This window comes from Massilia jejuensis (assembly GCF_042656795.1).
GTDB lineage: Bacteria > Pseudomonadota > Gammaproteobacteria > Burkholderiales > Burkholderiaceae_D > Telluria > Telluria jejuensis.
Genome location: NZ_JBHSMS010000074.1, coordinates 84,363 through 105,810 on the forward strand (window position 1 = coordinate 84,363; position 21,448 = coordinate 105,810).

Below are 21,448 nucleotides of genomic sequence, written 5' to 3' on the forward strand. Positions count from 1 at the left end.
ATCACCTTAACGCAGCGCGACGTTGGTACGGTAAGCCGGCAGACGGTTCACCGTGGTGCCCTTGCTGCGCGCATACAGCGGCAGCAGCACGTTCATGTGCCTTTCCATGTCTCTGATGCGGGTTTCGCCGCCCGGGTGGGTCGACAGGAACTCGGGCGGCGCGCCCTTGTTCAACATCGCCATCTTGCGCCACAGGGCGATGCCGGCGCGCGGATCGTAGCCGGCGCGGGCGGCGATGTCCAGGCCCACCAGGTCGGCCTCGCGTTCTTCGTCGCGCGAGAATTTCAGTACCACGCCCTGCCCGATCATGCCGGTGACGGTGTTGGTGATGCCCGGGTCGATGCCGAAGATGGCGGCACCGAGCGCGCCGGCGCCACGCGCCACGACCGAGGTGATGCCGGACTTGGCCATGCGCTCGCGGCCATGCTCGCGCAGTGCATGGGCGATTTCATGGCCCATGATGGCGGCCATTTCGTCGTCGGTGAGTTTCAGCTGGTCGACGATGCCGGTGAAAAATCCGATGCGGCCGCCCGGCATGCAGAAGGCATTCACCTGCGGCTGGTCGACCAGGTTGACTTGCCATTGCCAGTCCCTGGCCGAGGCGTTCCAGCGCGGCGTGTGCGGGATGAGGCGCTGGGCGACGTTGCGCAGGCGCTTGACCCGCGGGTCGGTCGGCGGCACGAGCGCGCCTTTTTGCTGCGCCTGCGCCATCATTTCCTGGTACTGCTGGGCCGCGGCTTCGTTGAGCTGCTCTTCCGGCACGATCACGCGCACGCGCGAGAGCGGCTTGACGGCGATGCCGTCCTGGACGATTTCCTCTTTCTGGGCGTGCGCCGGCTGCACGGGCATGGCGCCGAGGGCGGCAATGACCGCGATAGACGCGGCGAGTTGTTTCATGTTTTTCATGTGGGTAGCCAATATGCTGTTTCTGTCAACAACATCGTCGCAGAAAAGCGTGGATGGGGTACGCACGATATGGAGCGCCGCACCGTCATGCCCGCTTTGCCTTCTTGCGCAACCTGAACACTGCCAGGCTGCCGCGCAGATTCGGCAGGAAAGTCACCGGCTTGCCGTCGGCCAGCGCCACGTACTCGATCACTTCGAGTCCGCACTCCTCGGCCAGCTCCTTGAAGTCGACAATGGTGGCGCAGCGCACGTTGGGCGTGTCGTACCACTGGAAGGGCAGCGAGCGCGAGACCGGCATCCGGCCCTTCAGCAAGGCAACCCGGTGCGGCCAGTAGGCGAAGTTCGGGAAAGAAACGATGGCTTCCGATCCGACCCGCACGATGTCGCGCAGCAAGGCCTCCACGTGCTGCATCATCTGCAGCGAGGACAGGCACAGCACCGTATCGAAGGAATTGTCGCCGAACAGGCCCAGGCCCTGCTCCATGTCGTGCTGGATGACGTTGATGCCGCGCCGCGTGCTCTCCAGTACCTTGTCGTCGGCGATCTCGATGCCGTAGCCGGTGCAGCGCTTGCCCTGTTCCAGGTAGCGCAGCATGGCGCCGTCGCCGCAGCCCACGTCCAGCACGTGGGCCCGCTCGCCCACCCAATGCGCGATGAAGGCCAGGTCGGGACGCAGCGTGCTCAAGTCTTCGAAATTCATGCCGCCTCCTGCGCCGGGATCTGCTCCCAGATGCGGTCGTAATAGGCCCGCACCACGCCCATGTAGCGCGGGTCGTCCAGGAGGAAAGCATCGTGCCCGTGCGGCGCGTCGATTTCGGCATAGGTCACCTGGCGCCGGTTCGAGACCAGCGCTTCGACGATCTCGCGGCTGCGCTCCGGCGAGAAGCGCCAGTCGGTACTGAACGAGGCGACCAGGAACTGGGCACGCGTGCCCGCCAGCGCGCGGGTCAGGTCGCCGCCGTGCTCGCGCGCCGGATCGAAGTAGTCGAGCGCCTTGGTGATCAGCAGGTAGGTATTCGCGTCGAAGTATTGCGAGAACTTGTCGCCCTGGTAGCGCAGATAGGATTCGATCTCGAAGTCGACGCCGAAATCGAATTTGTAGTCGGAGCGGCCGGCGATTCCGGTTTCGGCCGCGTCGCGCAGTTTGCGGCCGAATTTCTCGGCCATGTCGTCGTTCGACAGATACGTGATGTGGCCGACCATGCGCGCCACTTTCAGGCCGTTCTTCGGCACCGTCCCGCGCTCGTAGAAGTCGCCGCCGTGGTAGTCCGGGTCGGTGAGGATTGCCTGGCGCGCGACGTCGTTGAAGGCGATGTTCTGGGCTGACAGCTTCGGCGTCGAGGCGATCACGATGCAGTGGCGCAGCCGCTCGGGAAACCGGATGCTCCACGACAGGGCCTGCATGCCGCCCAGGGAGCCGCCCATGACGGCGGCAAACTGGTCGATGCCGAGGCGGTCGGCCAGGCGCGCCTGGGCGCTGACCCAGTCTTCCACCGTCATCAGCGGGAAGGCGGCGCCATACGGCTTGCCGGTGGCGGGATTGACGTGCATCGGGCCGGTCGAGCCGAAGCACGAGCCCAGGTTGTTGACGCCGATGACGAAAAAGCGGTCGGTGTCGACCGGTTTGCCCGGACCCACCATGTTGTCCCACCAGCCGATGTTCTTCGGCGCGTCGGCGTAGGTGCCGGCGACATGGTGCGAGGCGTTCAGTGCGTGGCAGATCAGCACCGCGTTCGAACGCTCTGCATTCAATGTGCCGTAGGTTTCATACATGAGCGTGTAGTCGCCGAGCTGCGTGCCGCTTTGCAGGGGCAACGGCTCGGCGAAGTGCATCGTGGTCGGGGCAACGATTCCAATGGATCCCATGAGGCTTTCTTCGGTATTGTGGATGGCGGCACGCGCGGCCGCCTTTTTTCATGACGTGTTACATGAGCTGGAGCTGTTCGACCGCTTCGAGGATGTCGCCCGGCTCCATCGAGCGCATGATGCGCCGCATGAGCGGGGCAATCAGCGACAGATCGGCGTTCAGGATTTCCTGCTTCACCGACAGGAGCTGGGCCGGATGCATCGAGAACTCGCGCAGCCCCATGCCCAGCAGCAGGCGCGTGAGCTTGGTGTCGCCCGCCATCTCGCCGCAGACGGCGACGTCGATGCCGGCCTTCTGCCCGGCGGCGATGGTCATGCCGATCAGCTGCAGGATGGCCGGATGCAGCGGGTCGTACAGGTGCGCCACCTCGTAGTCGACGCGGTCGATCGCCAGCGTGTACTGGATCAGGTCGTTCGTGCCGATCGAGAGGAAGTCCATGCGGCGCACGAACATCGGCAGCGCCAGCGCGGCGGCCGGGATCTCGATCATGGCGCCCACCTCGAGCGCCAGGTCGTACTTGATGTTCTGTTCGCGCAACTGGGCCTTGGCCTGCTCGAGCATGCCCAGGGTCTGGTCGATCTCGAAGGCGTGCGCCAGCATCGGGAACAGGATGCGCACCTTGCCGAAAGCCGAGGCGCGCAGGATCGCGCGCAGCTGGGTCAGGAACAGCTGCGGCTCGGCCAGGCAGTAGCGGATCGCGCGCAGGCCGAGCGCGGGATTGAGCGCCGTGTGCTCGGTCGGATCGAGCGGCTTGTCGGCGCCCACATCGAGGGTGCGGATCGTTACCGGGCGGCCTTTCATCGCCACCACGGCGCGCCGGTACTGTTCGAACTGCTCATCCTCGTCGGGCACGGTCAGGCCGGGGGCGCCGCGGCCCATGAACAGGAATTCGGAGCGGAACAGGCCGATGCCGGTGGCGCCCGCGTCCAGCGCGTGGGGGCAATCGTCGGGCAGCTCGATGTTGGCCATGAGCTTGATGGCGGTGCCGTCCCTGGTCACGGCCGGCGTTTTCTTGAGCTTCAGCAGGCGCTTGCGGGCGCGCGTCAATGCCAGCTGGCGCGCGCGGAACTGCTCCAGCACCAGCGGGCTCGGATTGCAGATCACCACGCCGGCATCGCCGTCGACGACGACCACGTCGTCCTGCTCGATCAGGCGCGAGGCCTGGCTCATGCCGACCGCCGCCGGGATGTCGAGCGAGCGCGCGACGATCGCCGTATGCGAATTCTGGCCGCCGACGTCGGTGACGAAACCGACGAAGGAGCGCGACTCGCCGCCGCGATCGCGGAAGGCGAGCATGTCGGCCGGCGAAATGTCGTGGGCGACGACGACCATCTGCGGCGCATCGCCTTCCTCGCCGGCCAGGGGCGGCGGCACGGACAAGGCGCTGCCCATCAGGACTTTCAGGACGCGCTCGGCGACCTGCTGGATGTCGTGCTTGCGCTCGCGCAGGTAGGGGTCTTCGATCTCGTCGAACTGGGCGGACAGCTCGTCGATCTGGGTGACGAGCGCCCATTCGGCGTTGTAGTGGCGCGAGCGGATGATGTCGAGTGGCGCCTCCGAGATCATCGGGTCGGACAGGATCAGCGCGTGGACGTCGATGAAGGCCCCCAGTTCGGTCGGCGCATCCTTCGGCAGGTCGGTCCACAGCTCCTGCAGGTTGCGGTGCACTTCGGCGATCGCGTCCTGCAGGCGCTTGACCTCGGCCTCGACCTGCTCTTCCGGGACCAGGTAGTGCTTGACGTCGAGCGCGGCCGGCGTGAGCAGGTGCGCGCGCCCGATCGCGATCCCGCGCGAGACGGGAATGCCATGGAGCGTGAATGACGCCATCGAGGGTCCTGAAAGGTAGCGGCCCGATTCCGGCATTACTCGCCTTCGCCGAACTTGTCGTTGACGAGCGCGCAGAGCGCGACGATGGCGTCCTGTTCGTCGGCGCCGTCGGCTTCCAGCGTGACTTTTGCACCCTTGCCGGCGGCTAGCATCATGACGCCCATGATCGACTTGGCGTTGATGCGGCGGCCGTTGCGGGTAAGCCAGACTTCGCTCTTGTATTTCGCGGCCAGCTGGGTGAATTTGGCGGATGCGCGGGCGTGCAGGCCAAGTTTATTGATAATCTCAAGTTCTTGTTGAATCATGTTCTCGTTTTCTTTTCCATCGTCAGAACTGCGGCGAAGCGCCCCGCCCCCCCTGTAACCCGGTTCAACCGGGGCCAACCCGAATACGGTTATCGACCCGCACCGCGCCATTCTGGGCGCCCGCCAGCGCCATCTCCACCACCACGTCGAGCGTGTCGCGGCGGTAGGTGATCGCGCGCAGCAGCATCGGCAGGCTGATGCCGGCGATGACTTCGACGTGCCCGGCGATGGCCAGCGAATTGCAGCAGTTGGCCGGCGTGCCGCCCTTGATGTCGGTGATCACGAGCACGCCGTCGCCGTCGTCCAGGCGCGCGATCGCGTCGCGCGCGCGCGCATGCACGGCGCCCGTGTCTTCGTCGGCCGCGACATCGATCGCTTCGAAGCGCTCGGTCGGCCCGCGAAACACGTGGGCCACCGCCGCGATGAACGCCTGGCCCAGCGGAGCGTGGGTCAGGAGCAGAATACCTACCATGTCATTTCCCTGTTGCCTGCTCGACCGCGTCGATGAACATCGCCGCAACGTCGAAACCGGTCTGGTCGGTGATCTCCTGGAAGCAGGTCGGACTGGTGACGTTCACCTCGGTGAGGAAATCGCCGATCACGTCTAATCCTACCAGCAACAGCCCGCGCTCGGCCAGCAGCGGTCCGAGCGTCTCGGCGATTTCACGGTCGCGCTCGGTAATCGGCTGGGCCACGCCGATGCCGCCGGCGGCCAGGTTGCCGCGTACTTCGGTGCCCTGCGGGATGCGCGCCAGCGCGAAGGGCACCGGCTTGCCGCCGATGACGAGGATGCGCTTGTCGCCCTTAACGATATCGGGAATGTATTTTTGCACCATAATGGTGCGTTTTCCATTGTCGCTCAGCGTTTCGATAATCGCGCCCAGGTTCATGGCGTCCGATTTCACGCGGAAGATGCCGGTACCTCCCATGCCGTCGAGCGGCTTGAAGATGACGTCGCCATGCTGGGCGTGGAAGGCGCGCAGGCGCTTTTCCGAGGAGGCGACCAGGGTGGGCGAGGTAAACTGGCTGAACTGGCCGATGGCCAGCTTTTCGTTGTGGTCGCGAATCGCAGACGGACGGTTGAAGACGCGTGCGCCCTGCTTTTCGGCCAGTTCCAGCAAATAGGTGCCGTACACATATTCCATGTCGAAAGGCGGATCCTTGCGCTCGATGATGGCGTCCAGGCTCGACAGGCGCAGGTCGCGCGCTTCGTCCGCCCGGTACCAGTCCTGCGCATCGCCCGTCAGGTGGATGCGCCGCACTTCGGCCCACACGACGCCCCCTTCGAGGGCCATGTCGCGCTGCTCGAACGCGTAGAGTTCATGCCCGCGCCGCGCCGCCTCGCGCATCATTGCGAAGGTCGAGTCCTTGTAGATCTTGAAACCGGAGAGCGGATCGGCGAGGAAGGCGATTTTCATGGAGGGTCCTGTCTGGGTAATGCCCTCGATTCTAGCCGGAATACGCGATGCGCGCGGGCGCCCGCTCCGGCCGAACGATTGCGTGGAGCACATAACTCGCGCCAGCAAATGATGCGGGATCGAGAAAACGCCTGAGCATACGCAAACCATGGCGCGATTGTATGGGCGACGATGCGCAAATGGACGCTCGACTCGATCACCAAAGCGAACAGGAGCGCCTGGTCCGCATCTACCGCGGCTGGCATGGCGGCGCCGCGCTGGCGCGCTATGCCTGGCACCGGCCCGACATCGTCTACCAGCATGCGATGCGCACCCGGGTACTGTCGCGCATGCTCGCCGCCACCGTCGGCACCGACCTCGGCAAGGTGCGCGTCGTCGATGTCGGCTGCGGCACGGGCGGCTTCCTGCGCCAGCTGGTCGACTGGGGCGCGACGCCTGCCCATCTCGCCGGGACCGAATTGCAGCAAGACCGGCTCGACCTGGCCCGGGCGCGCTCGCCCCGCGGCGTCCACTGGCATTGCGGCGCCTTGAACGCCCTGCCCGACGCCAGTGCCGACCTGGTCAGCGCCCAGACGATCCTGTCGTCGGTGCCCGACCCGGACCTGCGCCGGCACCTGGCAGCCGACATGTGGCGCGTGCTGCAACCGGGCGGCTGGTGCCTCGTGTTCGATTTTCGCTATAACAACCCGCGCAACCCCCACGTGCGCAAGGTCACGCGCACTGAGCTCGACAATTACTGGGCCGGGCAGCGCCGCCAATACCAGACCCTGCTGCTGGCGCCGCCGGTCGGCCGTGCGCTGGCCGGGCTGCCCGCCCTGGTGACCGAAACGCTGGCGGCACTGGCGCCGCCGCTGCGCTCGCATTTCATGTACATGGTGCAGAAGGCACGGTAGGCCGACCCCGGGGTCGCACGCCCTGCCTACGCTGCTTCAGTACACTTCCGGATTCGGATCGGTGCGCTCCATCTCGAGGGATGCCGCCAGCAGCCCCAGGCGCGCCACCACGCCGTACACATAGAACCGGTTCGGCGCCGCCGTCCCCGGCTTGGCCTTCAGGTCCGGCACCGCATGCTGCTGCGCGAAGGCCAGCGGCACATACTGCGAGCCGGGCGCGTTCAGGTTCTGGTCGATGCCGCGCTCGGCATGCACGCGATAAAAGCCGCCGACCACGTAGCGGTCGATCATGTACACGACCGGTTCGGCTACGGCGTCGTCGATCTTTTCGAAGGTCGGCACGCCTTCCTGGACGATCAGGTCGTTGATGGTGAGGCCATCCTTGATCACCGACATCTTGGCGCGCTGCTTTGCGCTCAGGTCGCGCACTTCGCTCGCGTCCTTCACCGTCATCACACCCATGCCGTAGGTACCGGCGTCGGGTTTCACGATCACGAAGGGCTTTTGCTCCTTCATGCCGTATTCCTTGTATTTTTTCTTGATCTTCGAGAGCAGCGCCGAGACGGCGTCGGCCAGCGCCTCGGTGCCTTGGTCGTTTTCCAGGTCGATGTCGGCCACCTTCGCATGCAGCGGGTTGACCATCCATGGATCGATATCGATCAGCTTGCCGAACTTCTTCGCCACTTCGTCGAAGGCTTTCAGGTGGTTGCTCTTGCGGCGCACCGCCCAGCCGGCATGCACCGGCGGCAGCAGCGACTGCTCGTGGATGTTTTCCAGGATCGCGGGGATGCCGCCCGATAAGTCGTTGTTCAGCAGGATCGTGCAGGGATCGAAGTCCGCCAGCCCCAGGCGGCGTCCGTTGGGCGAACGCACCAGCGGTTCGACCACCAGCATGTTGCCATCCGGCAGCGCCAGCGGCGTCGGCTGGGTGACCTCGGGCGAGAGCGAGCCCAGGCGCACATGCAGGCCGGTCTGGCGGAAGATCTGCATCAGGCGCGCCACGTTTTGCAGGTAATGCGGGTTGCGCGTCTGGGTTTCCGGGATTAACAACAGGTTGCGGGCGTCCGGGCAATACTTGTCGATCGCCGCCATGGCCGCCTGCACCGTCAGCGGCAGCATTTCGCTGGCTAGGTTGTTGAAGCCGCCCGGGAACAGGTTGGTGTCGACCGGCGCGAGCTTGTAGCCGGCATTTCTCAAGTCGACCGAGCAATAGAAGGGCGGCGTGTGCTCCTGCCACTCGAGGCGGAACCAGCGCTCGATGGCCGGCGTGGCGTCGAGGATCTTCTTTTCTAAATCGAGCAGCGGGCCGGTCAGGGCGGTAGCGAGGTGCGGGACCATGAAAGTAGACGTCCTTATGGGCTTCTTGGCAATGAATGCCCGTATCTTGGGGCAACAAGCACTATTTTAAAGGCTTCTGTTGCACCGCAATAAACAAAAAAGGCGCCCCGCAGGGCGCCCTCTCTATGCTGAACGGGTCGCGGTACTAGGAATGGTACGCCGATTCGCCATGGCTGGTAATATCCAGGCCCTCGCGTTCCTGTTCTTCCGGCACGCGCAGCCCGATCACGAGGTCGACCAGCTTGAAGGCGACATAGGCGACGAACGCCGACCAGACGATGGTCACGCCCACCGCCTGGACCTGGACCCAGACCTGATGGCCGATCGAATACACCTCGGCCGAACCCTTGTTGGCGACGTAATCCCAGATGCCCTGCCCGCCCAGCTGGGGCGCGGCGAAGACGCCGGTCAGCAGTGCGCCGACGATGCCGCCGACACCGTGCACGCCGAACACATCAAGCGAATCGTCGACGCGCAGCAGGCGCTTCAAGCCATTCACGCCCCACAGGCAGACGAGGCCGCCGACCAGGCCGATCACCAGCGCCCCCATCGGACCGACGAAACCGCAGCCCGGGGTAATGGCCACCAGGCCCGAGACGGCGCCGGAAGCGGCGCCCAGCATCGATGGCTTGCCCTTGGCGACCCATTCGCCCATGGTCCAGGCGACGGTCGCGGCGGCGGTCGCCAGCAGCGTGTTGATGAAGGCCAGCGCGGCGACGTCGCCCGCTTCCAGCGCCGAGCCGGCGTTGAAGCCGAACCAGCCCACCCACAGCAGCGACGCCCCGATCATGGTCATGGTCATCGAGTGCGGCGCCATCGACTCGCGGCCGTAGCCGACGCGCTTGCCGATCACGTAGGCGCCGACCAGGCCGGCGACCGCGGCATTGATGTGCACCACGGTGCCGCCCGCGAAGTCGAGCGCGCCCTTCTGCCACAGCCAGCCGGCGGCGTCGGTGACGCTCGCCAGCGTGGCGGCGTCGGTGATGGCGTCGGGACCGGCCCAGAACCAGACCATGTGCGCGACCGGGATGTAGCAGAAGGTGAACCACAGCACCACGAAGGCCAGCACGGCGGCGAAGCGCGCGCGCTCGGCGAATGCGCCGACGATCAGGGCGCAGGTGATGGCGGCGAAGCTGCCCTGGAAGGCGACGAAGATGAACTCGGGGATCATCGTGTCCTTGCTGAAGGTGGCGGCCATGCTGAACGCGCCGGCGGCGTGATCGTAGATGCCGCTCAGGAAAACGCGGTCGAAGCCGCCGATGACGGCGTTGCCGCCGGTAAAGGCGAGCGAATAGCCGTAGACGCACCAGAGCACGATGATCACGGAAAACACCATGAACACTTGCAGCAGCACCGACAGCATGTTCTTGGCGCGCACCAGGCCGCCGTAGAACAGTGCCAGGCCAGGGATCGACATCATGATCACGAGCAGCGTGGCGACCAACATCCAGGCGGTATCGCCCTTGTTGACGGAAGGGGCGGCCCAGGCGGGCAGCGCGAGGCTGAGCCCAAGCGCCAGCGCCAGCGCGCCGCCCAGGTTTTTTGTCATTGCTCGATTCATTTGGAAATCCTTTTACAGTGCGTCGTTGCCGGTTTCGCCGGTACGGATACGGATGACCTGGCTGAGGTCGGACACGAAGATCTTGCCGTCGCCGATCTTGCCGGTACGCGCCGCGCCCTGGATGGCATCGATGACCTGGTCGACGACGGCGTCGTCGACCGCCGCTTCGATCTTGATCTTGGGCAGGAAGTCGACCACGTATTCGGCTCCGCGGTAGAGCTCGGTGTGGCCTTTCTGGCGCCCGAAGCCTTTCACTTCGGTGACCGTCATGCCCTGCACGTTAATTTCCGACAGCGCCTCGCGCACTTCGTCGAGCTTGAAGGGCTTGATAATGGCGGTAATCAGTTTCATCGCATTGCCTCTTTCAGAAAATTTTCGAGACGGACACTACGGCCGCCGACTTGCCCAGGTTGCGGCCGCTCGGGCTGACATAGGCTTCGGTATTGGCCTTGATCCAGGCCAGCGACACGCTGGCAAAGCCCAGGTCCTTGGTCAGGCCGACCTTGTAGTCGGTGTACGAGAACTGGGCATTGTTCTCCACGCGCTGGCGGCCCACGTGCAGGTTCAGCACCAGGCCGGCGACCGCCGCGATCGGCACGTTGGCGCCCAGGTCCAGGTAACCGCTGCGCTTGCTGTTGGTGGTGCCGAACAGGTTCGTGGTCGAGTGCGAGTACTTCAGGTAGGCCGGGCCATAGCCGACCTGGCCGTAGAGCTCGAAGGTGTTCGCATCCGGATTCAAGTCATTCGACGGATACCAGTAGTACAGGCCGCCGACGTCGTAGCTGATCGCTTCCGTCAGCTGGCCGCGCTTGCCGGCGTACAGGTCGACTTCGACATTGCCGTCGCCGCCCAGGTCCTTGGTCCACTTGATGGTCGAGAGCCAGGTGCCGGCGTAGAAGCCGCTCGGGCCGTGGACATAGTCGGCGCCGCCCTGCAGCGCCGGGTCGAAGCGGGTTTGCGACAGGCCGCGGTAGCGGTATTCGCTGGCCAGGGCGGCGTTATAGCTGACCTGGTGCTCGGCGACGGGCGTTTCCTGCGCCTGGGCGCTGCCCATCATGACCAGCGCCAGTACGACTGCTCGACCCGTTGCTGCGCTACCTGCTGACTTGCTCTTCATGACAATTCCCTTCGATGGATGGATGCGGTGTTCGTACCTGCCTGAGTTGCAGCTTTACCCATCCTGTAGCAGAATGCGTGCCAGCTCGCGGGGGCATGCCAGGCGCTTGATTTTTCGCTGTACCGCCCCACTTTCGTTGGGAATGACGATAATTGCGTGCGCGCCGGCCGCAAGTTCGGCTGCCATGCACTAAACGGGGTCGTCGCGCACCACTGTGGTGCAGCGCCTCGCTGACCAGGACCGATGGACATGAATAAATTTTTTGATGACTTGCAAGGCAAGATCAACCAGGCGATGGAAAGCGCGCCCGCCAAGGACATCGAGCGCAACGTCAAGGCGATGATGACCCAGGGCTTTTCCAAGCTCGACCTGGTGACGCGCGAGGAATTCGACATCCAGGCCCAGGTGCTGGCCAAGACGCGCGCGAAACTCGAAGCGCTCGAGCTGCGCGTGGCCGAGCTGGAAACGCGCCTGGCGGAGACCGCGCCGAAAGTCTGATGGCGCCGCATGCCCTACCTCCTTGGAAGGCAGCGCCATGAATGCAAACGATCTGTTGTCAGGCACCTCCCTGCCTCTCCAGCAGGTATCGATCGACGTGCTGCGCGAGAAGTACGCAAAAGGCGATGAAACCTCGGTCGCCGACGTACGCCAGCGCGTGGCGCATGCGCTGGCCGCGCACGAGGCCCCCGCGTCCCGCCTCGATCAGGCCGAACGCTTCCTCTGGGCCATGGAACACGGCTTCGTACCCGGCGGACGCATCAACTCCGCCGCCGGCCTCGACCTGAAGGCTACCCTCATCAACTGTTTCGTCCAGCCCGTCGGCGACTCCGTCACGGGAGTCGAGGACGGCCTGCCCGGCATCTACACGGCCCTGGCCGAAGCGGCAGAAACGATGCGCCGCGGCGGCGGCGTCGGCTACGATTTCAGCGCCATCCGCCCCTTCGGCGCGCTCGTGCACGGCACCCGCTCGCGCGCGTCCGGGCCGGTCTCGTACATGGAACTGTTCGACGCCTCGTGCCGCACGGTCGAATCGGCCGGTGCCCGGCGCGGCGCCCAGATGGGCGTGCTGCGCATCGACCATCCCGACATCGAACGTTTCATCGCCGCCAAGGACCGCGGCGCCCTCTCGAATTTCAACATCTCGGTCGGGGTCAGCGACGCCTTCATGCACGCGCTAGAGGCGGACACGCCGTTCGCGCTCGTGCACCGCGCCGAGCCGGGCGAGGAATTCGTCAAGGCCGGCGCGCACCGGCGCGAGGACGGCCTCTGGGTCTGGCGCGAAGTACGCGCGCGGGCGCTGTGGGACAGCATCATGGCCTCGACCTACGACCATGCCGAGCCGGGCGTGCTGTTCATCGACCGCATGAACGCCGAAAACAACCTCTGGTATTGCGAACAGCTGCGCGCGACCAATCCCTGCGGCGAACAGCCCCTGCCTGCCTACGGCTGCTGCGACCTCGGCTCGCTGAACCTCACCTGCTTCGTCGAGCACGCGTTCACGGAAGGAGCCCGCTTCGACTTCGACCGCATGCGCGAGGTCGCCGCCGTGGCCGTGCGCATGCTCGACCTGGTGCTGGACGCCACCGAGTGGCCGCTGCCGCAGCAGGCGGCCGAGGCGCGCGCCAAGCGCCGCATCGGCCTCGGCTTCCTCGGCCTGGGCAGCGCCCTCGTCATGCTCGGCCTGCGCTACGACGCGCCCGAGGGCCGCCTGCTGGCGGCGCGCATCGCCGAAGCCCTGCGCGACGCGGCATATGCGGCCTCGATCGACCTGGCGCGCGAAAAAGGCGCCTTTCCGCTGTTCGACGCCGGGCGCTACCTGGAAGGGGCCTTCGTGGCGCGCCTGCCGCAAGCACTGCGCGAGGCGATCCGCGCCCACGGCATCCGTAATTCGCACCTGCTGTCGATCGCTCCCACCGGCACCATCGCCCTGGCCTTCGCCGACAATGCCTCGAACGGCATCGAGCCGGCCTATTCCTGGACCTACCAGCGCAAGAAACGCATGCCCGACGACACGATGCGCGCCTACGAAGTGCAGGACCATGCCTGGCGCCTGTACCAGCGGCGCGCTCCCGCGGGGCCCTTGCCGCAGCAGTTCGTCACCGCCCTCGAGATGAGCGCCGACGACCACCTGCGCATGCTGGAAGCGGTGCAGCCCTTCGTCGACACCTCGATCTCGAAGACGGTGAACGTGCCGGCCGATTACCCCTACGCCGACTTCCGCGGCCTGTATCTGGAAGCCTGGCGCGCCGGCTTGAAGGGGCTGGCGACTTATCGCCCGAACACGGTGCTGGGCAGCGTGCTCGGCACCGTGGCCACGCCTCCCGACCTGGCCTTTCCCGACGAAGACCCGCTGCGCAAGCGCTTCGACGGGCGCCCGCTCGGCGAACTCGACTCCGTGACCTCGAAGGTCGAGTATGCGACCCAGGAAGGCCGCAAGACCCTGTATTTGACGGTCAGCTTCATCCGTGTCGACGGCATGGTGGACGGGGTGCCGGTGACGATCGAGCGCCCCTTCGAATTCTTCATGCCGGCCAACCAGCGCAGCGACGGCCAGCAGTGGATCACGTCCTCGATGCGCCTGCTGTCGATGCTGGCGCGCGCCGGCGGCCCGATCGCGAAAGCGCTGGCCGACATGCGCGACGTGGTGTGGGAAAAAGGACCGGTACGCTGCGGATTCCTCGCGCGCGAGGATGGCAGCCGGGTGCCGGTGTTCCACGATTCGGAAGCGGCGGCGGTCGGCTTCATGCTGCAGCGGATCCTGGTCAAGCGCGGTTTCCTCGACAGCCAGGGCAACCAGGTGCCGGTGGCGCAGCTGGCGCGCCAGTTCGCCGCGCGCGCCGGCGCCTTCGACGCGGCGCCCGCCGCTGCCGCCGAAGTGCCGGCCGCGGCGCCGTCCGCCGTGGGGGCCAAATGTCCGGAATGCGGCGCGCGGGCGCTGCGCAAGAGCGAAGGGTGCACGCGCTGCGACAACTGCCAGTATGTGGGGGAATGCGGCTGAGTTGTCGTCCCATGGCATGGTCGCGGGTGATACCATCGCAGGATCCGGCGACCACTATCGATGCGAATGACGACCGACCATATTTCCCGCGCCCCCGGCAGCGGCATCAATGAAGACCTGATCGCGGTATTCGGGAACGATGCCCAGGTCGACCTGCTCGTGCTCGACGGCGCGACCTCGGTGGCCGACGACGACATCCACGCGGACGGCGCCGCGCTCGACCTCGACCCGTATGTGAATCCGCACGAAGGCGTGCTGCGCGAGGCAATCGCGCACCTGGGCCTGGAGGGCGTTTCCGACCCGGCGCTGCGCCGTGCGCGCCTGCTGCCGATGCTGCGCGCGCGGCGCGAATTCCAGCATGGCGCCAGTCAGCCGGACGTGTTGTGCCTGGCGCCGCGGGGCCCGTTCAAGGCGCGCGCAGCCGCGTTGCGTCTGCCGCGCGATGCCGCCGTGCTGGCGATGACCGACGGCTTTTATCGGCTGGTCGACTCCTACGGACTCTATACAATCGGGGAATTGGCGCGGCAATGCCGCAGCCGGGGCTTGGCGGCGCCGATGGACGAATTGCGCGCATTCGAGGCGGCGCGCGCGGGCGGCGCCCTGGCGGTGAAAAGCGCCGACGATGCCTCGGCACTGTTGTGGACCGGCGTGGGCCGCCACGCATCGGAAGGAAACACGAATGAAATCGTTTGATTCGCGCGGCCGGCTCGACCGCTCCGCGCCCGGCAGGGGAAACCATTGAACACGCATGTAAAATACGCGGCCGGCGTCCTGCTGGCCCTGGCATTGTCGGGCGGGGCGAGCGCCCAGGACAGCGGCTATCCGGCCGGGGCGCGGGTCGTCGTCGTCAATGTCGAGCGTTTGCTGGTCGACTCGAAACCCGCGCGCGCCGCGACGGCCAGGATCGAAGCCGAATTTGCGCCGCGGCGCCAGCAAATCCAGGCCCAGCTGCGCCAATTGCGCGCCTTGTCCGAGAAGCTGGCCCAGGACGCCCCGCGCCTCGACGACCGCGAGCGGCTGCTACGTTCGCGCGCCGTCAACGAACTCGAGCGCACCGTGCGGCGCGCCCAGGCCAGCATCGCCGACGACTTTACCGATCGTAGTGCGTCCGCACGCGCGATCCTCGCCAAGCGCATCCACGACATCGTACAGGCGCTGCCCGCCCAGCAGGGCGTGGACGTGGTGCTGACGCGCACCGTCTGGCACCGGCCGCAGATCGATGTGACGGACAAGGTCGGTGCCCTGCTGGACCGCTAGGCGCCGCCGTCGTGTGGCGCCAATCCGATGCCGGGAAGCATTTTGCCCGGAGGATAAGGTATCACTGTTTTTGTCCAAGTAATATTCCAGGTGTGTGCACCCTGTCCGGTGCGCCACTGCCAGGAGAACCCCATGCTGCCGAGCCACTGCATCGCCTTTGCCGGAACCGTCTTGCTGGCCAAAGGCGAACTCGTGGACGTCGTGAAGGCCGTCAAGGCGGCGATCGACGCGGGCCACGCGCCGTCGATCGCGTTGCTCGATGGCGCCACCAGCCACCCGGTCCAGATCGACTTCGGCGGTACCGAAGAAGAAGTCCTGCAGCGCATTGCGCGCGCGCCGGCGCGCAGCAGCCCCGGGCGGCCGAAGCCGGGCGTGGTACCGCGCGAAGTGACGCTGCTGCCGCGCCATTGGGAGTGGCTGTCGGGCCAGCCCGGCGGCGCCTCGGTGGCGCTGCGCAAGCTGGTCGAACGCGCGTCGCGCGATGCCCGCGGGGCCGATACGATGCGCGCGGCGCGCGATGCGGCATACCGCTTCATGCATGAGCTGATGGGCGATGCGCCGGGGTTCGAGGAGGCGTCGCGCGCGCTGTTCGCGGGCGATGGCGGGCGTTTTGCGGAATTGGTCGCGCGATGGCCGCGGGATGTGCGCGGGCACTTGCTGAAGCTGGCGGGGCCGGCGTTTGGCGCCGCCTGAACCAGCCTCGCGATACGCCCGGGACCGGCGCGCGGGTTCCGGGGCCGCGCGGCTGGAACGGGGCACCGGCCCATCGCCGTGACGCGTCGGCGCCGGCACCCTGCCGGGCGCCCCGATGGCGGTGACGCCACCTGCAAAAATAGCCGGCAAGCCGGTTCGGGGGCGCGCTCAATCGCATGGGCCAGCTGCTGGCGCGATTTTTCCCCCGGTGCATTCTCTCAGGCCGCGAGAACCTTAGCCGGACGGCGCGCACGATTGGCAGCGCGCAAGGCCGCGTCTTCCCGGCGGCGCACCATTTACCAGTCCCGCATCCGCCAGGAATCCCATGAGTCTCGCCGTCCTACGAAGCCGCGCCCTGTCCGGCATGCAAGCACACCCGGTCAGCGTCGAGGTGCACCTGGCCAATGGCTTGCCCGGGCTGGCGATCGTCGGTCTGCCCGACGCCGAAGTGCGCGAGGCAAAAGACCGGGTCCGCGCCGCCTTGCAAAATGTCGGCTTCGAGATGCCCGCGCGGCGCATTACCGTCAACCTGGCGCCGGCCGACTTGCCGAAGGAATCGGGTCGCTTCGACTTGCCGATCGCGCTGGGCATCCTGGCCGCCTCCGGCCAGATCCCGGCAAAGGAGCTGGACCGCTATGAGTTCGCCGGCGAGCTCTCGCTGTCCGGACAACTTCGTCCGGTTCGCGGCGCGCTGGCGATGACCTTCGCGATCGGGCGCGGCGGCGGCGACACGTGCCGTGCCTTCATCCTGCCGCGCGCGAGTGCCGACGAAGCGGCGCTGGTGGCGGACGCCGCCGTCTATCCGGCCGACACGCTGCTGCAGGTGTGCGCCCATTTCGCGGCCACCGACGATGGCGCGCGCTTGACGCGCTACCGCAACGAGCGACAAGGTCAAGCGGTGTGCTATCCGGATTTCTCCGACGTGAAGGGCCAGCAGCATGCCAAGCGCGCATTCGAGATCGCCGCGGCGGGCCACCATTCGCTTTTGCTGATGGGGCCGCCTGGTGCCGGCAAGAGCATGCTGGCCGCGCGCTTTCCCGGCCTGCTGCCGCCGATGACGGACGAGGAAGCGCTGGAAGCGGCGGCCGTGCAATCGCTCAACGGCAGTTTTTCAGCGGCGCGCTGGCGGGTGCGGCCGTTTCGCAGCCCGCACCATACGAGCTCGGGCGTGGCCCTGGTCGGCGGCGGCGGCGTGCCGCGTCCCGGTGAAGTCTCGCTGGCGCACTGCGGCGTCCTGTTCCTGGACGAGCTGCCGGAATTCGACCGCAAAGTACTCGAAGTGCTGCGCCAGCCGCTCGAATCGGGCCGCATCACGATCTCGCGCGCGGCCCAGCAGGCCGACTTTCCGGCGCGCTTCCAGCTGATTGCGGCAATGAACCCCTGCCCTTGCGGTTGGCGCGGCCATCCCTCGGGCAGGTGCCATTGCACGGACGAGACGGCGGCGCGTTACCGCGACCGCATTTCCGGTCCCTTGCTCGACCGTATCGACATGCAGATCGAGGTGAGTGCCATGTCACCCGATGCGATGGGCGCGCGCGCCGATGGCGAGCCCAGCGTGGCGATCGCCGCGCGCGTCGAACACGCCCATGCCATGCAACTCGCGCGCCAGGGCAAGCCGAACCAGCGCCTGAACACGCACGAGATCGAACGTTATTGTGCACTCGACCCGGCGAGCGGGCACACGCTGCGTTCGGCCATGTCGTTGATGAACTGGTCGGCACGCGCCTACCACCGCGTGCTGAAAGTGGCGCGGACCATCGCCGACCTGGCAGGAGCGCCGGCGATCGGCGCGGCGCACATCGCCGAAGCGGTGCAGTACCGGCGCGGGTTGCAGGAACGCTGAGCATGCGGCCGAGGTAGCGCGGGGCGAGCCGCCCTGCTACCATCGGCACATGCAAAAACGACTGTTCCTGACGATGGTGCTGGGCGGCGCTCTGGCGCTCTCCGGATGCAACCCGACCTATAACTGGCGCGATTACAGCAGCCCCGACGCTCCCTACCGCATCATGTTTCCGGCCAAGCCGGCGACGCACACGCGCAGCATCGACCTCGACGGCATGCGGGTGGAGATGACGATGACGGCGGCCGAGGTCGAAAGCGTGATGTTCGCGGTCGGCACCGGCGTCGCCCCCGACCCGGCGCGCGCCCGGGCCGCGGTGAGCGCCATGAAGACGGCGCTGGTGCGCAACATCGGCGCGAAGGTCGAGCGCGAAAGCGCGGCCGCTGCCGGTGCCGGCATGTCCGTCGAGATCGATGCGCTCGGCACCGCGAACGGCCAGCCAATGAAGCTGCGCGGCCGCTTCGTCGCCGACGGCAAGCGCTTTTACCAGGTGATCGTGATGGGCCGGGCGGATGCGGTCGCGGCCGAACATGCCGACCAGTTCATCGCTTCGTTCAAAGCGCTGTGATGCTTGATCCGCCCGCGCTTGCGTTGACCGGGCTCGGCAAAAGTTTTGGCCGTCCCGCCGTCGACGGCCTCGATCTCACCGTCGCGCGCGGCGAATTCTATGCGCTGCTCGGGCCGAATGGCGCCGGCAAGACCACCACCTTGCGCATGGTCGCCGGCCTGCTGGCGCCGGATGCGGGACGGATCGAAGTCCTCGGCATCGACCTGGCCGTCGACCCGCAGGCAGCCAAACGCCGGATCGCCTATCTGCCGGACGAGCCGATGTTGTACGGGAAGCTGAAACCCACCGAATACCTCGAATTCGTCGCCGGCCTGTGGGGCATCGACGGCAGAGCGGCCGAGCCGCGCGCGCGCGCGCTGCTCGCCTGGCTGGACCTGGAACAACACGCGCATGAACTCACCGAAGGTTTTTCGCGCGGCATGAAGCAAAAGCTGGCGCTGGCGGGCGCCCTCATCCATGAGCCGGAATTGCTGATCCTGGACGAGCCGCTGACCGGCCTGGACGCGGGCGCCGCGCGCCAGGTGAAGGACTTGCTGCTCTCGCACGTGGCCGCGGGGGGCACGGTCATCCTCACGACCCACATCCTCGAAGTGGCCGAGCGCCTGGCGCAGCGGATCGGCATCATCCAGCAAGGCCGCCTGATTGCCCAGGGCACGCTCGACGAGTTGCGCGTGGCCACGCCGGGCGCGACGCTGGAAGACATGTTCCTGCGTCTGACTGGAGCAGCGTGAAGGCGCGGCCAGGCAGTGTGCCATGGCTGCTGCGCCATGAACTGCGCCTGTTCTGGTACGCGCGCCTGGCTGCCGGCAAGCCAGGTGCGCCGCGCCGGGCGAACTGGCGCGTGGCAGGCGGCGGCTTGCTGCTGTGGCTGGGTTGGCATGCCGGCGTCTTTGCCGCGCTGCGTGCGATCGGTCCGTCCGCCGGCATGCCGCCGTGGCAGTTCGTGATCGCCGTCACTGCCATCCTGCTGGGAACCTTTCTCTTCATGCTCTCGAGCGCGCTGAAGACGAGTGTGGAAACCCTGTTCGAGCGCGGCGACATGGACTTGCTGTTGTCCTCGCCCCTGCCCTCGCACAGCATCTTCGTCGTCAAGCTGGCCGGCATGGCCGCTGGCGTCGCCGCCCTCTACCTGTTTTTCCTGGCACCGCTCGCGCACGTCGGCCTGTTACTGGGACAGTTCCGCTGGCTGGCCGTCTATCCCGTCCTGCTTGCAATGGCGGTGATCGCCGCCTCGCTGGCCATGTTGCTCACGCTTATGCTGGTACGCCTGCTTGGCGCGCGCCGTACGCGGGTCGTGGCGCAGGTGCTGGGCGCCCTGGCCGGCGCCTCCCTGTTCCTGTTGTCGCAGGCCGGCACCTTCCTGTCGCAAGACAGCGGTCCGCCGTCCTCGGCGATGGCGACGGTCATGGCGGCGGCGCAGGTGCTGGAACCGCAGAGCCCCTTGCTGCTGCCCGCGCGCGCCGCACTGGGCGACGGCGGTGCGGTGGCAGTCATCGCCGCGATCGGCGTGTTGTGCGCCCTGCTGACCGTGGGTACGACGCACCGCTTTTTCGTGCGCGGCCTGCAGCAGGCGGCAAGCAGCAACCGCGTCCCAAAACACACCGGGCCGGTGCGCTTTCGCTTCGGCCGTGGCATGCCGGCGCTTGTCGTTGCCAAGGAATGGCGCCTGGTCCGGCGCGACCCGCACCTGGTCTCGCAGGTGCTGCTGCAACTGCTGTATCTGCTGCCGCTGTGCTTCCTGGTCTTTCGCGAGAATACGCTGCAGATCCCGGCGTTCGCCGCCGGCCTGACGATGCTGTGCGGCTCGCTCGGCGCTTCGCTCTCGTGGATTATCCTGCTGGCCGAAGACGCGCCCGATCTATTGGCAACCTCCCCTGCCAAAGCGGCGACGCTGCGCCAGGCAAAACTGGCGGCCGCGGTCATCCCCGTATTTGCGCTGGTAGCGCTTCCGCTGTCATGGCTTGTCGCACGCGCGCCTCTGGCGGGCCTGCTGACGGCGGCGACCGTTTGCGGCGCGACGTTCGGTGCGGCGTTGGTCACGATGTGGACCGGCACGCCGACCGCGCGTGGCGAATTCAAGAACCGCGGCGCGCGCAGCATCGCGACGCGCCTGCTCGATCTGAGCAATGTGCTCGGCTGGGGCGCACTCGCCTGGTTGCTGCCGCGCGCACTGGAAGGGACATCGCTCGGCATCGGACTGGCTGGCGGCATCGGTGCGGCCGCTGCGATTGCCTTGGGAACCCTGCCGCTGGCCTGGCTACTGCGCATCCGCACGCGCTAAAGTCGTGCGCGGGGTGACCGTACCCGGCACTCGTGTTATCGTGTTATCGTTTAGTCACGATGAAAAAATACGGGACCGCATCATGTTAATCACTTTTAAAAGCAAGGCTTATCCCGACGTGATGATGTACCAGGATCACGCGAAGCGGATTCTGGACCTGCTGAACAAGGAGCCAGAGATCGGCGTCATTACCTCCGCCGAGGCCGAGCGTGCTGTCCAGTTGCTCGAGCACGAGATCGAAGAAAGCCGCAAGCATCCTCCGACCGATGAGGTCGCCCAGGATATCAAGGCCCACCACATCGAAGACGACGATCCGGAGCACGAACAGGTGCAAATGGTCAGTTTCTCGACGCGAGCCTATCCGATGCTCGAAATGCTGCGCGCTGCGCGCGACCACAAGTGCGACATTCTCTGGGGTGTGTGAAAAGTCGCATCGGTTCCATCCGCGTTCGTAGCGTGGGCATGCGTGCCCACGTCGCCTCGCCCGAGATTCAGCCAAGCGTCTGACAATTCCCGGGACGAAAAAAAACCCGCTGATCTGCATCAGCGGGTTTTTTCTTTATAACTAGCCTGACGATA

The 21,448-nt window shown here is 66.5% G+C and carries 22 protein-coding genes; 11 read left to right on the forward strand and 11 right to left on the reverse strand.

Annotation, left to right across the window (positions count from 1 at the left end; all coding sequences use genetic code 11):
• Window positions 1-6: 6 nt before the first annotated feature.
• The 7 genes from ACFPOU_RS21320 to gshB all read right to left on the reverse strand — a co-directional run bounded on the left by ACFPOU_RS21320 (window position 7) and on the right by gshB (window position 6,323).
• Window positions 7-897, reverse strand: a complete 891-nt coding sequence (locus ACFPOU_RS21320) for a M48 family metallopeptidase (protein ID WP_379726191.1) — start codon at window positions 895-897, stop codon at window positions 7-9.
• 94 nt (window positions 898-991) lie between these two features.
• On the reverse strand, window positions 992-1,606 hold the full coding sequence (metW, locus tag ACFPOU_RS21325; RefSeq protein WP_379726194.1) for a methionine biosynthesis protein MetW: 615 nt from the start codon (window positions 1,604-1,606) through the stop codon (window positions 992-994).
• Window positions 1,603-2,772, reverse strand: a complete 1,170-nt coding sequence (gene metX / locus ACFPOU_RS21330) for a homoserine O-succinyltransferase MetX (RefSeq protein ID WP_379726197.1) — start codon at window positions 2,770-2,772, stop codon at window positions 1,603-1,605. Before metX ends, metW begins: the two co-directional genes overlap by 4 nt.
• A 58-nt stretch (window positions 2,773-2,830) precedes the next feature.
• Entirely contained in the window at window positions 2,831-4,600 is a 1,770-nt protein-coding gene (gene ptsP, locus ACFPOU_RS21335; protein ID WP_379726200.1) for a phosphoenolpyruvate--protein phosphotransferase, read from the reverse strand.
• A gap of 35 nt (window positions 4,601-4,635) precedes the next feature.
• A complete protein-coding gene (locus ACFPOU_RS21340) occupies window positions 4,636-4,905 on the reverse strand; it encodes an HPr family phosphocarrier protein (RefSeq protein ID WP_379726203.1) in 270 nt (89 codons plus the stop codon).
• Window positions 4,906-4,969: 64 nt separating this feature from the next.
• Window positions 4,970-5,377, reverse strand: coding sequence for a PTS sugar transporter subunit IIA (locus ACFPOU_RS21345; RefSeq protein WP_379726205.1), 408 nt, complete (start codon window positions 5,375-5,377; stop codon window positions 4,970-4,972).
• Between the two features lies 1 nt (window position 5,378).
• A complete protein-coding gene (gene gshB / locus ACFPOU_RS21350) occupies window positions 5,379-6,323 on the reverse strand; it encodes a glutathione synthase (protein ID WP_379726208.1) in 945 nt (314 codons plus the stop codon).
• Window positions 6,324-6,502: 179 nt separating this feature from the next.
• Here gshB and ACFPOU_RS21355 point away from each other — a divergent pair, with 179 nt between their 5' ends.
• A complete protein-coding gene (locus tag ACFPOU_RS21355) occupies window positions 6,503-7,216 on the forward strand; it encodes a class I SAM-dependent methyltransferase (protein ID WP_379726211.1) in 714 nt (237 codons plus the stop codon).
• A gap of 36 nt (window positions 7,217-7,252) precedes the next feature.
• Here ACFPOU_RS21355 and gshA read toward each other — a convergent pair whose 3' ends face one another.
• The 4 genes from gshA to ACFPOU_RS21375 all read right to left on the reverse strand — a co-directional run bounded on the left by gshA (window position 7,253) and on the right by ACFPOU_RS21375 (window position 11,232).
• Window positions 7,253-8,554 carry a glutamate--cysteine ligase gene (gene gshA, locus ACFPOU_RS21360; protein ID WP_379726214.1) on the reverse strand — a complete coding sequence of 434 codons (1,302 nt, stop codon included), beginning with the start codon at window positions 8,552-8,554 and terminating at the stop codon, window positions 7,253-7,255.
• A 145-nt stretch (window positions 8,555-8,699) separates the two neighbouring features.
• Window positions 8,700-10,103, reverse strand: coding sequence for an ammonium transporter (amt, locus tag ACFPOU_RS21365; RefSeq protein WP_379726217.1), 1,404 nt, complete (start codon window positions 10,101-10,103; stop codon window positions 8,700-8,702).
• A 24-nt stretch (window positions 10,104-10,127) separates the two neighbouring features.
• Window positions 10,128-10,466, reverse strand: coding sequence for a P-II family nitrogen regulator (gene glnK, locus ACFPOU_RS21370; protein ID WP_379726220.1), 339 nt, complete (start codon window positions 10,464-10,466; stop codon window positions 10,128-10,130).
• Between the two features lie 13 nt (window positions 10,467-10,479).
• The gene (locus tag ACFPOU_RS21375) at window positions 10,480-11,232 is read right to left on the reverse strand and encodes a TorF family putative porin (RefSeq protein ID WP_379726223.1); all 753 of its coding nucleotides are present in this window, start codon (window positions 11,230-11,232) and stop codon (window positions 10,480-10,482) included.
• Between the two features lie 243 nt (window positions 11,233-11,475).
• On the opposite strand from ACFPOU_RS21375, the gene ACFPOU_RS21380 reads away from it, so the two are divergent.
• The 10 genes from ACFPOU_RS21380 to ACFPOU_RS21425 all read left to right on the forward strand — a co-directional run bounded on the left by ACFPOU_RS21380 (window position 11,476) and on the right by ACFPOU_RS21425 (window position 21,293).
• Window positions 11,476-11,730 carry an accessory factor UbiK family protein gene (locus ACFPOU_RS21380; protein ID WP_379726226.1) on the forward strand — a complete coding sequence of 85 codons (255 nt, stop codon included), beginning with the start codon at window positions 11,476-11,478 and terminating at the stop codon, window positions 11,728-11,730.
• 37 nt (window positions 11,731-11,767) lie between these two features.
• The gene (locus tag ACFPOU_RS21385; RefSeq protein ID WP_379726229.1) at window positions 11,768-14,230 is read left to right on the forward strand and encodes an adenosylcobalamin-dependent ribonucleoside-diphosphate reductase; all 2,463 of its coding nucleotides are present in this window, start codon (window positions 11,768-11,770) and stop codon (window positions 14,228-14,230) included.
• Between the two features lie 66 nt (window positions 14,231-14,296).
• Window positions 14,297-14,923, forward strand: coding sequence for a hypothetical protein (locus ACFPOU_RS21390; protein WP_379726232.1), 627 nt, complete (start codon window positions 14,297-14,299; stop codon window positions 14,921-14,923).
• A gap of 45 nt (window positions 14,924-14,968) precedes the next feature.
• On the forward strand, window positions 14,969-15,487 hold the full coding sequence (locus ACFPOU_RS21395; protein WP_379726235.1) for an OmpH/Skp family outer membrane protein: 519 nt from the start codon (window positions 14,969-14,971) through the stop codon (window positions 15,485-15,487).
• Between the two features lie 132 nt (window positions 15,488-15,619).
• Window positions 15,620-16,180, forward strand: a complete 561-nt coding sequence (locus ACFPOU_RS21400) for a DUF2239 family protein (protein ID WP_379726238.1) — start codon at window positions 15,620-15,622, stop codon at window positions 16,178-16,180.
• A 325-nt stretch (window positions 16,181-16,505) separates the two neighbouring features.
• Entirely contained in the window at window positions 16,506-18,023 is a 1,518-nt protein-coding gene (locus ACFPOU_RS21405; protein ID WP_379726241.1) for a YifB family Mg chelatase-like AAA ATPase, read from the forward strand.
• Window positions 18,024-18,072: 49 nt separating this feature from the next.
• The gene (locus ACFPOU_RS21410) at window positions 18,073-18,588 is read left to right on the forward strand and encodes a hypothetical protein (protein WP_379726245.1); all 516 of its coding nucleotides are present in this window, start codon (window positions 18,073-18,075) and stop codon (window positions 18,586-18,588) included.
• The gene (locus ACFPOU_RS21415) at window positions 18,588-19,319 is read left to right on the forward strand and encodes an ABC transporter ATP-binding protein (RefSeq protein ID WP_379726248.1); all 732 of its coding nucleotides are present in this window, start codon (window positions 18,588-18,590) and stop codon (window positions 19,317-19,319) included. Before ACFPOU_RS21410 ends, ACFPOU_RS21415 begins: the two co-directional genes overlap by 1 nt.
• Window positions 19,316-20,869: a putative ABC transporter permease subunit gene (locus tag ACFPOU_RS21420; protein WP_379726251.1), complete on the forward strand. Its 1,554-nt coding sequence runs from the start codon at window positions 19,316-19,318 to the stop codon at window positions 20,867-20,869. Before ACFPOU_RS21415 ends, ACFPOU_RS21420 begins: the two co-directional genes overlap by 4 nt.
• Window positions 20,870-20,951: 82 nt before the next feature.
• The gene (locus tag ACFPOU_RS21425; protein ID WP_379726254.1) at window positions 20,952-21,293 is read left to right on the forward strand and encodes a DUF1840 domain-containing protein; all 342 of its coding nucleotides are present in this window, start codon (window positions 20,952-20,954) and stop codon (window positions 21,291-21,293) included.
• The last annotated feature ends 155 nt before the right edge of the window (window positions 21,294-21,448 follow it).